A 13,736-nucleotide genomic window follows, 5' to 3' on the forward strand; every position below is an offset into this window, starting at 1 on the left:
CCTCTTAATTAAGAATGCAGTGTTGGGGGGGGGAGAAAATTTACTGCATTCACCTGCTAGATATTAGGAGGAAAAATAACCTAGCACCCCAAACTCTAATTAAAATAAAAATGAGAAACAATATATAAAAATGCATGGCTGATATGCATGAATTTTAACACTTTCAAGTCTCTTGAACTGTGTTTCGACGAAAGAAAATCATCATGAAAATAGCCATAAAAATCAACGTCAAGATCAACACAATTGTGGAAGCAGAATCAGAGCCGATAAATAAGCTGAGATAAATCCCTAAAAAACCAGAAAAAGCTGCAACAAGTATCGCGATCATTAACATAAAAGAAAACCGCTTTGTGACAAGATAGGCAATTGCTCCTGGTGCTATCAGTAAAGAAATAACGAGTACGATACCTACAGCTTTCAAAGCCGCAACAATTGTAAGAGAAATCATCGTTAGCAGGGTATAGTGGAGTAGAGATATTGGTAACCCCATTGCACGTCCTTGAACTGTGTCAAAAATATACAGCATAAAGTCGCGCCATTTTGCTGCTAAAATAAAAGTGACAACAGCAGAAATGATTGCCGTCTGCGTTATATCAAGCCAGTTAACACCCAAGAGATTACCAAATAGAATATGATTCAAATCTAAGCTACTATAAATAGACGTGGCTAAAACAAGCCCCAAACCAAACATTGAAGAAAAGACCACACCCATCACCGTGTCCTGTTTGATACGGCTATTGCTCCCTAAAAAACCCGTTAATAGTGCACACACCATTCCTGCAACAAAAGCACCGCAAGTAATCAAAGTCATTGTAATATTCTCTGGACGCATATGCTGAAACCAAGCAAATGGCAAAGAAGTTAAAAATGCGATTACCCATGGTGTTGTCATATAACCAACAACAACACCTGGAAAAACTGCATGAGAAATGGCATCGCCTAACAGCGCCCATCCTTTCAAAATAAGAAAACAGGAAAGCATCGCCATGGGAATAGAAAGAATCATGACAATAAGCATACCCTTAAGCATAAAAGAAAACTGAAACGGAAGCAGTAATTGATCAATCATGATAATATTACACCCTTTTTTGCCGCATTTATGCGTAAGCGCGCAGCAATAAACCCATGTTTAGGAGCAAAAATAAAAGCCAAAACAAATAAAGATGCTTGAAAAAGCACTACAACCCCCCCCGTTTGTGCATTCAAAAAATAACTCACATAAACACCCAAGACACTTGTGAAGGTTCCAATTACAACTGCAATAACCAAGATGTTCACGAAACGATCACTTAAAAGATAGGCCGTTGCCCCAGGTGTCACAACAAGACAAATGACTAAGAATGCTCCAACGGTTTGCATCGCAGCAACAGTACAAGCGGCAAGCAATGTGAAAAAGAGAATCTTTAAAAATTTTACGTTTAATCCAATGGCATGCGCATGCGTTTCATCAAATAATGACACAAGAAGATCTTTCCATTTCAAAAGCAATATAAGCAACGAAACAAAGCCGATAAAAGCCAATTGTAGAATATCTGTTGAACTCACTGCTAAAATATTTCCCAAAACAATCGTATCAATATTAACAGCCATTGGTTTTAATGATTTGAGAAACAACCCAAAGGCAAAAAAGGAAGAAAAAATGAGCCCAATAATGGTATCTTCTTTAAGCTTTGTCCGGTGGTTAAAAAAGAGCATTGCTGCTGCTGCAAGACCACCAGAAAAAAAAGCGCCGAGTGAAAAAGGTAACCCTAAAAGGTAAGCTCCTGCTACACCAGGAACAATCGAATGGGAAAGTGCATCACCAATCAATGACCAACCTTTTAACATCAAAAAAGCTGAAAGAAAGGCACAAACACACCCAACTAACCCAGAAACCCACATTGCATTCACCATATATTGATAGCTCAGTGGCTCAAGCAACCAAGAAATCATGCAACGTGCTCCACTCTTTCAATATCTTCACAAACGCTAGACTGCTTTCTTCCCATGAAAACATCATTTTTTTTTGTGGTTTGAAGATCAAAAATATGGTGGTGCAAAGACCCTCCAAAAGTTTTCTCCAGATTTTCCTTTGTAAAGATTTTTTCTGTTAACCCAGAAGCTAAAACAGTACCTTTTATTAAAACTGTATGATCACAAAATTCGCGAACAGAACCCAAATTGTGAGTTGAAACCAAGATCACTGCTCCTTCTTTACGGAGATCTTGTAACAAAGCAATGATTTTATCTTCTGTTGTAACGTCAACCCCTGTAAACGGCTCATCTAATAAAATAGCTTTTGCTTTCTGTGCAAGCGCGCGCGCTAGGAAAACACGCTTTTTCTGTCCACCAGAAAGTTCTCCAATTTGGCGCTTGGCAAAAGCCAACATATCAACGCGTTCTAAGGCAATACGAACGGCCTCATAATCTTGTGTACGGGCATAGCGAAAGAAATTCATATGACCGTACCGCCCCATCAATACAACATCTTCAACCAAGACAGGAAAATTCCAATCAACATCTTCACTTTGAGGAACATAAGCAATGAGATTTTTTTTCAAAGCTATATCAACGGGCAAATCAAACATACGAATTTTTCCCTTTGAGGGGCGTACAAACCCCATAATCGCTTTAAATAACGTTGACTTACCGGATCCATTAACACCAACCAATGCCGTAATAGAACCCTTTGGACTTTCAAAATTCACTTCGCGTAAAGCTGTATGTCCATTACGATATGTTACCGTTACTCCTTGGGCAAAAATTCCACATTCCGTCATTGGTTTTTTACTCCCTCTACTAAAGCATTGCTAATACGCCCACTCGTGACACGTAATAAATCAATATAAGTGGGTACCTCACCATTTTTCTCACTTAAAGAATCAACATAAAGAACACCACCGTATTTAGCTCCTGTTTCTCTGGCAACCTGCTTAGCAGGCGCAGGGGAAATAGTGCTTTCAGAAAAAACTGCATGAATATTGTATTTGCGAACCATATCAATAACATGCTTGACCTGCTGTGGTGTTCCTTGTTGGTCAGCATTGATGGGCCATAAATAAAGTTCTTTTAGATCAAAATCACGCGCCAAATAGCTAAAAGCCCCCTCACTAGTCACAAGCCAACGTTTATCTTGCGGTACAGCTTCTAATTCAGCCCTAATTGGATCAATCGTTGCACGAATTTTCTGTTTATAAATTTCAGCATTCTGTTTATAAATTTCAGCATGTTCAGGATCATATTTTACAAAAGCATCGCGAATATTATCAACGTAAATCAAAGCAGAGGTCGGTGACATCCACGCATGAGGATTGGGTTTACCGCTAAAGGGGCCCTCACCAATTTTAATGGGTACAATACCTTTTGAAACAACAACACTTGGAACATCCTTGATATTTTGAAAAAACTTTTCAAACCAAAGCTCTAACTCTAAACCATTCCACAATACAAGGTTAGCTCCCTGAGCACGCATAAGATCGCGTGGGGTGGGTTGGTATTCATGAATTTCCGCACCTGGTTTTGTAATGGATTCAACATCAGCGGCATCACCTGCTACATTGCGTGCCATATCAGCAATGATAGTGAATGTCGTAACAGCTTTAAATTTACCAGCACACAAAGCAAAATTGGGTGTAAAAAAAATAACACTTCCAAAAACTATGGTGAAAAACGTTCTTACGTTCATTGATTCTCTCTTTCCTTTATATGCCTTCTTTTTATTGCAAATAATTTGCATTATCATTTAGCAATAGCAGTTATCTTTTACATTTGCAATGAAGGATTAAGAGAAAAAATAACTTTTCAAGATGTTTAAAAACAGTTTTTTCATATTGAAAAAACTGATGATTTAAGCAGCTTGTTTTGGTAATAAGATCCCCTTTCAAGAAGCTCTATAGCTCTTGAGTGCTAAACAAAAAGGGAGTACTCAAACAAGCTCCCACTTCATGTAAAATATCTCATAAAAAATGAGAATACTCAGTAGCGCAAATATGCACCTGTCATTTTGGTAACATTATCCACGATTTTTGAGGCAAGCTTTTCTAAATCTTCATCTGTTAGAGTCCGTTCTATGGGCTGAATAGTTACTTCAATTGCGACAGATTTTTTATCTTCACCAAAGCTTAAATCTTCAAAAATATCAAAAACCTGCACTGAATGAATAAGTTTTTTATCAGCTCCACCTGCCGCACGAATAATAAGAGAAGAGGCAACAGTTTTATCCGCTATAAAGGCAAAATCACGCCGCACCATTTGAAAAGGTGAGAGTTTCAAAGGAGGACGGCTTTTGGTCGTTTTTTTCTTTGATTCTGGAATTCGATCTAGAAAAATTTCAAAGCCGCATAAAGGGCCACTGACATCTAACTTTTCTAATGTAGCAGGATGAAAAACACCAAAAAAACCAAGAATAATCTTTGATCCAAGTTTTATGACACCTGAACGACCAGGATGATACCAATCCGGTGCTCCAACTTCAATCTGCACTTTCCCAACATCCATATCGCATGCTTCTAAAATAGCTAAAGCATCTGCTTTGGCATCAAAAACATCAACGACGGTTGCATTTCCATTCCAAAAACGCCCAGCCCCTTTAAATTGCTCTGTTCCGCGACGAATTCCACTAACAACACGGTGTTGTTTATCAGGGGTGTCGCCCTCATAAATACTTGAAACTTCAAACAAAGCAAGATCGGAAAAACCACGATCAGCATTTCTTTGTGCCGCCATAATCAAGCCAGGTAAAAGGGAAGGACGCATCATTGACATATCAGCAGCAATAGGATTAACTAATTTAAGCTCTTCTTGACCTCCTCCAAAAGCAAGAGCTTGATTTTCAGAAATAAAAGACCATGTCACCGCTTCTTTCATACCACGTTGCACTAGAGCCAAACGTGTAGCACGTGAACGAATTTGTGCGCATGTTAAAATTTGATCTTTTCCTTCTGCAAAGTTTTCCAAAGGAATAGGTTTAATTTTATCTAACCCATAAATTCTCATAACCTCTTCCACCAAATCGGCTTTACCCATAATATCAGGGCGCCATGATGGTACTTTTACCGTAACGACTTCTCCTTTTCCTTCAACAAAAAATCCAAGTTTTGTTAAAATAGAGATGACTTTTTCAGGTTCTATTTCCAAATTTGTTAAACGTTTAATTTCAGAAAAAGGAAAAGCGATCTGTTTGATTTCTTGTTGCTGATAGCCAACGATCTTCTTTTTAGATACTTCACCACCACAAAGACGTAAGACCAATTCTGTTGCAATCTCAAGTCCTGTTTCTATAAAAGCCGGGTCAACACCTCGTTCAAATCGATAACGTGCATCACTAATAAGACCTAATGCTCTTCCTGTTTGTGCAATGCTTCGCGCATCCCAAAGCGCCGATTCAATAATAATGCGATGTGTTGTTTCATCACAACTCGTTCTTTCACCGCCCATGATACCGGCAATCGAAACAACCCCCTCGTCATCTGCAATGACACAATTCTTAGGGCCCAGATGATAGATTTTTCCGTTCAGTGCTTGAAGCTGCTCTCCTTCACGCGCGCAACGTACACACAAATTACCTTTAATTTTATCTGCATCAAAAACATGGAGCGGACGACCAAGGTCAAAACTGATGTAATTGGTCATATCAACAAGCGCATTAATCGGTCTCAGACCAATTGCATTCAAACGCTGTTGCATCCACTGTGGTGATGCACCATTTTGAACATTGCGCACTTCACGCCAAGCAAAACCTAAACATAATGATGAATCTTGCGAAAAATCTAATGAAACATCGAGAGGTGTTTCAAAGGAAGGATCAAATTTTGACAAGGATAATTCTTTTAATTTTCCCATTCCAGCGGCAGCAAGATCACGTGCAATACCACGAACACCTGTGCAATCGGAACGATTAGGGGTCAAACCAATATCAATAACCGGATCATCTAAACCAGCATAAGCTGCAAATGAACCTCCAATAGGTGCATCTTCTGGAAGTTCAATAATCCCATCATGCTCATTTGATAATTCAAGCTCCGCTTGTGAACACATCATCCCAAAACTTTCAACACCTCGGATTTTTCCTACAGATAATGTTACATCAAGTCCTAGAATATAAGTGCCTGGTAGTGCCAGAACACCAACAAGACCTGCGCGTGCATTTGGTGCTCCACAGACAACTTGAACAGGTGTGGAAGTCCCTGTATCGACTGATAAAATTTGAAGTTTATCTGCATCAGGATGCTTTATTGCTGTTAAAACTTTTGCAATCACAAAACCTTTTAAAGAAGACCGATCATCAACGTAATCAACCTCAAGACCTATAGCGGTTAATTTTTCACAAATTTCATTCAAAGATGCATTTGTTTCTAAGTGATCTTTTAACCAGGACAATGTAAACTTCATTTTAAAACCTCACATGAAAGCGATGACTAAGATCACACATTTCTATTAGGAAAAAAAGCAGGCATATCAAAGCAACGAAAGCCATAATGGTCTAACCAACGCAGGTCAGCGTCAAAAAAAGCCCGCAAATCAGGCATACCGTATTTCAACATGGCAATACGATCAATGCCCATGCCCCATGCAAAACCTTGATATTCATCTGGATCTAAACCAACATTTTTCAACACCTGGGGATGCACCATTCCGCATCCTAAAATTTCCAACCAATCCTGCCCTTCTCCGAACTTTACTTCTGAACCAGAACGATCACATTGAATATCTACCTCCATAGATGGTTCGGTAAAAGGGAAAAAAGAGGGACGAAAACGCATTTTTACAGAGGGAACTTCAAAAAATGCTTTACAAAAAGTTTCATGCAGCCACATCATATGTGCAATGGTGGAGGTTTTATCAATGACAAGACCCTCGACCTGATGGAACATGGGAGAATGTGTTGCATCCGAATCCATGCGGTAAGTTTTTCCAGGAATAATGATTCGTATCGGTGCTTTTTGTTTTTCTAGTGTGCGAATTTGTACGGGTGATGTATGGGTTCGCAATAATTTTCGTTCTCCCATTTTATCAACATCAAAAAAGAAGGTATCATGCATTTCACGCGCTGGATGCCCTTCAGGAAAATTCAATGCTGTAAAATTATAATAATCTGTTTCAATATCAGGTCCCTCTGCAAGAGAAAAACCCAACTTTGTATAAATGGCAATAATTTCCTCAATCACTTGTGAAATAGGATGAATGCGTCCCCGTTCTATAGGTGAAGAGCGAACAGGCAAGGTAACATCAACTGTTTCACGAGAAAGACGGACATCCATTGCCTGTCTTTTCAGAAGATCACGCTTTTGTGCCCATAATTCTAAAATGCGATTTTTTAATCCATTAAGAACTGGTCCAACTTTATGGCGCTCGCCAGCATCCATTTTTCCTAATTCTTTTAATTTTTCAGAGATACTACCTTTTTTACCCAATGCTGCAATACGCACTTCTTCAAGTGCTTGTTCATCACCTGCTGCCTCTAAGGCTAAACAAATTTCTTGTTCTAGACGCTCAATATCATTCATATTTTTGCCTATTTTTTAATAAAGAAAAACCCGCACTCGCAATAGCCAGCACGGGACCTCGAATAAATGAATGCTTTAAGAGAACACGACTGGCTTATTTGACAGCGCCTTCGAAAGCATTAGGTGTCGTATCTTTTAAATATTCTAAAGCTTTTTTTGCCGAAGCAACTAAAGCAGAAAATGCTTCTGCCTCATGGATTGCTATATCTGAAAGAACCTTACGATCAACCTCAATACCGGCTTTTGATAAGCCATCAATAAAACGTCCATAAGTTAAACCTTCTGCGCGAACAGCCGCATTAATTCTCTGAATCCACAAAGCACGGAAAGTACGTTTCCTATTTTTGCGGTCACGATAAGCGTATTGCTTTGAACGATCAACCGCTGCTTTAGCTGCACGAATGGTATTTTTACGACGACCGTAAAAACCTTCAGCCTGTTTAAGAACTTTTTTGTGCTTAGCGTGTGCTGTCACACCTCTTTTCACACGAGCCATATTATAATCTCCTCAAAATCAAAAGCGTAAGGTTTAAATACCATTCGGCAAATAATGCTGAATGACTTTTTTAGCATCTTGTTCACACAAAACCATTGTTCCACGTGCATCGCGAATAAATTTATTCGAACGCTTAATCATGCCGTGGCGCTTACCGGCAGCTGCTACTTTAATTTTGCCTGACGCAGTGATTTTAAACCGCTTTTTAGCGGATGATTTGGTCTTCATCTTGGGCATTTTGCTACTCCGTACATTAATTTATTCAATCAAACATTTTATTCACTCAAGCGGACCAACGCTTGAACAAGCATTTAAACAGCCACGGCATGCCCTGCCGGGCGGCTCTTAAAGACGTTTTCATAAGCTAGTATACACAAAATAGCAAGACCGTATTACAAAAAAATCGGCGCTCCATTGCCTTGAAGCTCAACCAAAGGTGCTGGAATTGCATTTGTTTTGATGGCTGCTTTACATAAATCGGCAATAATGCATTGCGTACATTGTGGTTTACGGGCTTGACAAATATAGCGACCATGTAAAATCAGCCAATGATGCGCATGGCGAATATAATGAACCGGTATAATCTTTAATAATTTTTTCTCAACAATTTCTGGTGTTTTTCCAGGCGCCAAACCAAGACGATTGCTTAAGCGAAAAATATGTGTATCTACTGCCAATGTAGGCTGACCAAAAGCAACATTCAAGACCACATTAGCCGTTTTGCGCCCCACTCCAGGAAGGGCCATGAGTGCTTCACGCGTATCGGGTACTTGACCGCCATAATAATCAATTAAACAGTTGCAAAGCGCATAAACATTACGTGCTTTTGCACGCCAAAGGCCAATTGAACGGATATGATTTGCTATTTCTTCTTCCCCTAATGCAACCATTTTTTCCGGTTGATCAGCAAGGCAAAATAATTCTTTTGTCGCTTTATTAACGCTTACATCTGTCGCTTGAGCCGAAAGCACAACGGCAACTAAAAGTGTAAAAGTATTTATGTAGTTAAGATCACTCTTAGGTGTTGGGCGTTGCACAGAAAAACGGCGAAATATTTCCGCAATTTCATCTTTATTATACAATATACTAGATAAATTTCGCACCTTTGATAATTTTATGTTACTTTGAGGCATTGAACTCTCTTAAATCTTCTCTCTTGAAGTTATCATTCACGCTCGCCATATGAGAGGAGTGCAGCGAACACTTTTATAGAGTTTGGTCAAGTAAAGCCGTTTTAAAGAGGATACTCATGAATGACACATGTGACGCCTTTCTCCAATCCTTTTCTTTTAGGGTTTGAAACCGTAGAAAAAATATTGCAACGTATCGGTAAAGCTGATGAGGCTTACCCAGCCTATAATATTGAACGTTTGCATAAAAGTGATGATGCAAATCATATCCGGATAACTTTGGCTGTTGCTGGATTTAAGATTAACCATCTTAATATTTTACTCGATGATAATCAATTGGTTATTCATGGTAAACAAACAGACAACCAAAATCATCAATATTTATATCGCGGTATAGCTGCGCGACAATTCCAGCGAACCTTTGTTCTCGCGGAAGGGATGCATGTTACAAATGCAGAGTTGAAAAATGGTCTTTTATCAATTAATCTGTATCAACCAAAATTAAAAAAAGAAATAAAACAGATTCCAATTAAAGTCAGTAGTGGTGAGTCATAAAAGTTAAGGCGTAAAGGAACAGTGAAATGGGAGAACACAAACAAAACTTGTCGTTTCAGAACACATCCTACTCTGATGCGGGACAGATTGCCTATTTAAAAAAAGTTTGTACAGATGATCTGGCTAAAAACTTTCCAGATCTTCCACCGATGACCCCAGGCATTACGATATGGGCTCTCTTTGGTGAAACAGGTTATCCTATCATTTTATCCGATGAGCGTTCTATCGCCCTTGCTGGAGCCAATGAGCATGAACTACAAATTGTAACTCTGCACTAGATTACCTTACGAGAAAAAGCTGTACTCTTTATAAATTCTATCTGTTTTTTCGTAAAGGGTGTAATGTGAGTTATAATGAGATTAAGTATTGATTTATATTCATAATTAATTTTTTACAACTGGAATGAGAGTCCCGAATATCATAAGGTTCTCTCATTTGAGATCTTCTTATATTGAAACAATTAAAGTCACTTGCTTGATGTCATAAGCAGGGAGAGCCATGTGGATAAAAACACTTGAAGAAAGGAATAAAAATATCTCTTTTTAATTGTCTCAATTACCAAGGACGTTCACGATATGGGGATAAAAAAATGTATGATGGTGTCAGTTTTCTTCTTCATAAGTGTGAAGATGTCCCTTATAGATTTATATTATTCACGGGGGCTGTTATACCATTCATAGGCGCTATCGTGAAATGGGCTCGAGTGCATTGAAAGATGTCTCTTTAAAATGAGTATAGAGGCTATACAAGTGTATTTTGTTTGGTGTGTTTTGTTCTTCCTGAGGGGAGTAGCTCTATTGAAGAGTGTAAAAACAAAAGCATGAGATAATGCGTCATCATTATTTAAAAGATATTTTTATGAATGCGTTTGAAAGGTGTAAAGCTGAATTATAAGGAGATGATAGATTTTTATCACGATTTCTTTATATTCTTTCCAATTCCAGAAATTACGCAAACAGATAGATGCAATATGCTAACCAAATCTGGCATACAAAAATCTGGAACAGTTCGTGTCATACTGAAGCGTTTTGATATTTGTCTCAAACGTGGACTTGCACAGGGATTAGATGTTGATTAACAGGTAATAAAAAACAAAGGCTTTATGAAAAAGTTTATGCAGAGCTTTTAATTTTGTGCTTCAAATGCCGCAGTACAAGGTATTTTTCTCTTTTGAATATTAAAGCTCTTGTTTTTATAATGAAGTTACAGCACAACAAGCAAAATGGAATTATTTGAGGGGAAAAAAATAATGCCTTCTTACCGTTCAAGAATATCAACCCACGGGCGTAATATGGCAGGAGCCCGCGGACTTTGGCGTGCAACAGGGATGAAAGATACTGATTTTGGTAAACCCATTATTGCGATTGCGAATTCTTTTACACAATTTGTACCAGGGCATGTTCATTTAAAAGATCTTGGGCAATTAGTCGCACAACAGATAGCAGTTGCCGGTGGTGTTGCGAAAGAATTTAATACCATTGCTGTAGATGATGGAATTGCGATGGGGCACGATGGAATGCTCTATTCGTTGCCCTCACGTGAAATCATTGCTGATTCTGTAGAGTATATGGTTAATGCACACTGTGCAGATGCACTTGTTTGTATTTCTAATTGTGACAAAATTACACCTGGTATGTTAATGGCTGCTTTACGGTTGAATATTCCGACAATCTTTGTTTCAGGCGGTCCTATGGAAGCAGGTAAGATTAAATGGAAGGATCAAGATCTAACGGTTGATTTGGTCGATGCCATGGTTGCAGCAGCTTCAGAACAAAATTCAGAAGAAGAAGTTGCTGAAATGGAGCGTGCTGCTTGTCCTACATGTGGTTCTTGTTCAGGAATGTTTACGGCCAATTCTATGAATTGCTTAACGGAAGCATTGGGGCTTTCTCTTCCCGGAAATGGATCAATGTTAGCAACACATGCAGATCGACGAATGCTTTTTGAAGAAGCTGGAAAACAGATTGTTGCATTGGTTAAACGTTATTATGAAGAAGATGATGAAACAGTTTTGCCGCGCTCTATTGCTTCACGCAAGGCTTTTGAAAATGCAATGACCGTTGATATTGCCATGGGGGGATCAACCAATACAGTACTGCATCTTTTAGCTGCAGCGCAAGAAGGTGAGGTGGATTTTACCATGACGGATATTGATCATCTTTCACGTTGTGTTCCTGTTTTATGTAAGGTTGCTCCTGCTGTTGCAAATGTACATATGGAAGATGTTCATCGCGCTGGTGGTATTATGGGGCTTTTAGGTGAACTGGATGCGGCAGGACTCATTGATACATCAACTTATACGGTTCACGCAAAAACAATGAAAGAAGCTCTTTACCGCTGGGATGTAAAGCAAACTAATGAGCCAACAGTTCATGCATTTTATCGTGCCGCTCCAGGTGGTATTCCAACACAGACAGCTTTTAGTCAATCTTGTCGCTATGAGACCCTTGACCTTGATCGTGAAAAAGGTGTGATTCGCGATAGGGAACACGCATATTCACAAGATGGAGGATTGGCAGTTCTTTATGGGAATCTTGCAAAAGATGGCTGCATTGTAAAAACAGCAGGCGTTGATCAATCAATTTTAACTTTTAAAGGTCCGGCAAGAATTTTTGAAAGCCAAGATTCAGCTGTTTCAGCTATATTAACTGATAAGATTAAAATAGGTGAAATTGTTTTAATCCGTTATGAAGGCCCACGTGGTGGACCTGGAATGCAAGAAATGCTTTATCCAACGAGTTATCTCAAATCTAAAGGATTAGGCAAGGTTTGTGCACTTGTTACAGATGGACGTTTTTCAGGTGGAAGTTCAGGGCTCTCAATAGGACATATTTCACCAGAAGCTGCTGAAGGAGGAGAAATTGCGTTGGTGGAAGAGGGGGATATCATAGAAATTGATATTCCAAATCGTAGAATTCATATGTTGGTGGATGACGTTGAGATGAACCAGCGCCGTTCTAAGATGGAAGCAAAAGGAAAAGGCGCTTGGCAACCGATTGAGAAGCGTCAGCGTAAAGTTTCAAAGGCTCTCAAAGCCTATGCAGCGATGACCACATCTGCTGCAAAGGGTGCAGTACGTAATATTTGATGAGTTGAATAGAGATAGTGCTCTGATTTTTTGCATCTTTTGCACGATATTCTAAGCTAATTATTTTATGAGTTTATGAACTTATCAGAATATTTCGAGTCATGATGAGTATGATTAAAAAGCTATCAATACAACTAAAAACTGCGGTAGATTGCTTATTTTAGCAGCTATGTAAGACAGATACAGTATAATTACTTTTCATATCATATTCCAATCTTATATGAGATTATGATTTCTTATTACTCATAATTTATGAAAGATATTTATTGTACTGGTGGCATTATCTTGTTGTACCGTAAAAACACTGTCATTTAGAGCTGTGATATACGGCATCTTCCTTAAATATTAAGTGTGTTTTTAGTGTGTGGTGAATATTCTTAGACTTGTTTGTAAAGCTTTGAGTTTAAGAGAAGCACATGATTAGGAAGTCAAGGAAAATCCGTTAGAAGCTGGACTATTTGCAGACTTGATTCGAATGAAAATCCTTATCCATTAAGGTGTGGGAAGGAGTTGAAGGATGTTTATGAAAATAAAGTACAGCTGTGATATATCTGATTATATGTTTCATATGAAAACAGTAAAAGAGCTCTTTATAACTTAAAATGTGAAGAAAATGCGAGACCCATTATCCATGAATTTATTATGCAAAATGGGATGGTATTTCAACACCAACAGCTTTAAACTAGAAATGTTGCTATGATAACAATAATATCGATCATGAAAAAGCATAATTCACTAAATATGGCGTATTTGCAAGGTGGAGGAGATTTCATGACAATCTTTACAAAAAACGACTATCTTGTAAAAATAGTCGATATTGACCAATTTTGTGTATACGGGCCAATATTGATCTAAGGAAATATGAAATATAATGCATAGGGTTTTGCCTATAGGCAATTACACTTATCAAAATATATTATGTAGAAAAGCGATGGGAATACGATAAATAACTGTTTATGCTGTGGTATATCAAAAATGGTTAC

The 13,736-nt window shown here is 38.4% G+C and carries 12 protein-coding genes; 3 read left to right on the forward strand and 9 right to left on the reverse strand.

Going from position 1 to position 13,736, the window contains the following annotated elements; genetic code table 11:
* Positions 1-163: 163 nt before the first annotated feature.
* The 9 genes from ACFINK_RS02060 to nth all read right to left on the reverse strand — a co-directional run bounded on the left by ACFINK_RS02060 (position 164) and on the right by nth (position 9,113).
* Positions 164-1,069, reverse strand: coding sequence for a metal ABC transporter permease (locus tag ACFINK_RS02060; protein WP_273790250.1), 906 nt, complete (start codon positions 1,067-1,069; stop codon positions 164-166).
* Positions 1,066-1,932 carry a metal ABC transporter permease gene (locus ACFINK_RS02065; protein ID WP_375611406.1) on the reverse strand — a complete coding sequence of 289 codons (867 nt, stop codon included), beginning with the start codon at positions 1,930-1,932 and terminating at the stop codon, positions 1,066-1,068. The genes ACFINK_RS02060 and ACFINK_RS02065 overlap by 4 nt, the downstream gene beginning before the upstream one ends.
* Positions 1,929-2,759 carry a manganese/iron ABC transporter ATP-binding protein gene (locus ACFINK_RS02070; RefSeq protein ID WP_375638161.1) on the reverse strand — a complete coding sequence of 277 codons (831 nt, stop codon included), beginning with the start codon at positions 2,757-2,759 and terminating at the stop codon, positions 1,929-1,931. Before ACFINK_RS02070 ends, ACFINK_RS02065 begins: the two co-directional genes overlap by 4 nt.
* Positions 2,756-3,664 carry a metal ABC transporter substrate-binding protein gene (locus ACFINK_RS02075; protein WP_375611408.1) on the reverse strand — a complete coding sequence of 303 codons (909 nt, stop codon included), beginning with the start codon at positions 3,662-3,664 and terminating at the stop codon, positions 2,756-2,758. Before ACFINK_RS02075 ends, ACFINK_RS02070 begins: the two co-directional genes overlap by 4 nt.
* A 290-nt stretch (positions 3,665-3,954) precedes the next feature.
* A complete protein-coding gene (gene pheT, locus ACFINK_RS02080) occupies positions 3,955-6,369 on the reverse strand; it encodes a phenylalanine--tRNA ligase subunit beta (RefSeq protein ID WP_375611409.1) in 2,415 nt (804 codons plus the stop codon).
* Between the two features lie 32 nt (positions 6,370-6,401).
* Entirely contained in the window at positions 6,402-7,484 is a 1,083-nt protein-coding gene (pheS, locus tag ACFINK_RS02085; protein WP_375611410.1) for a phenylalanine--tRNA ligase subunit alpha, read from the reverse strand.
* A 94-nt stretch (positions 7,485-7,578) separates the two neighbouring features.
* Positions 7,579-7,980: a 50S ribosomal protein L20 gene (gene rplT / locus ACFINK_RS02090; protein WP_012754515.1), complete on the reverse strand. Its 402-nt coding sequence runs from the start codon at positions 7,978-7,980 to the stop codon at positions 7,579-7,581.
* Between the two features lie 33 nt (positions 7,981-8,013).
* On the reverse strand, positions 8,014-8,217 hold the full coding sequence (rpmI, locus tag ACFINK_RS02095; protein ID WP_183193590.1) for a 50S ribosomal protein L35: 204 nt from the start codon (positions 8,215-8,217) through the stop codon (positions 8,014-8,016).
* Positions 8,218-8,372: 155 nt separating this feature from the next.
* A complete protein-coding gene (nth, locus tag ACFINK_RS02100; protein ID WP_375612818.1) occupies positions 8,373-9,113 on the reverse strand; it encodes an endonuclease III in 741 nt (246 codons plus the stop codon).
* Positions 9,114-9,233: 120 nt separating this feature from the next.
* Between nth and ACFINK_RS02105 the strand changes: the two genes are divergently transcribed.
* The 3 genes from ACFINK_RS02105 to ilvD all read left to right on the forward strand — a co-directional run bounded on the left by ACFINK_RS02105 (position 9,234) and on the right by ilvD (position 12,753).
* The gene (locus ACFINK_RS02105) at positions 9,234-9,665 is read left to right on the forward strand and encodes an Hsp20 family protein (protein WP_375612819.1); all 432 of its coding nucleotides are present in this window, start codon (positions 9,234-9,236) and stop codon (positions 9,663-9,665) included.
* Between the two features lie 26 nt (positions 9,666-9,691).
* Entirely contained in the window at positions 9,692-9,943 is a 252-nt protein-coding gene (locus tag ACFINK_RS02110) for a BQ00720 family protein (protein WP_012754519.1), read from the forward strand.
* A 971-nt stretch (positions 9,944-10,914) separates the two neighbouring features.
* The gene (gene ilvD, locus ACFINK_RS02115; protein ID WP_375638162.1) at positions 10,915-12,753 is read left to right on the forward strand and encodes a dihydroxy-acid dehydratase; all 1,839 of its coding nucleotides are present in this window, start codon (positions 10,915-10,917) and stop codon (positions 12,751-12,753) included.
* Positions 12,754-13,736 lie beyond the last annotated feature (983 nt).

This window comes from Bartonella sp. AA16NXGY, from assembly GCF_042197325.1.
Taxonomy (GTDB): Bacteria; Pseudomonadota; Alphaproteobacteria; order Rhizobiales; family Rhizobiaceae; genus Bartonella.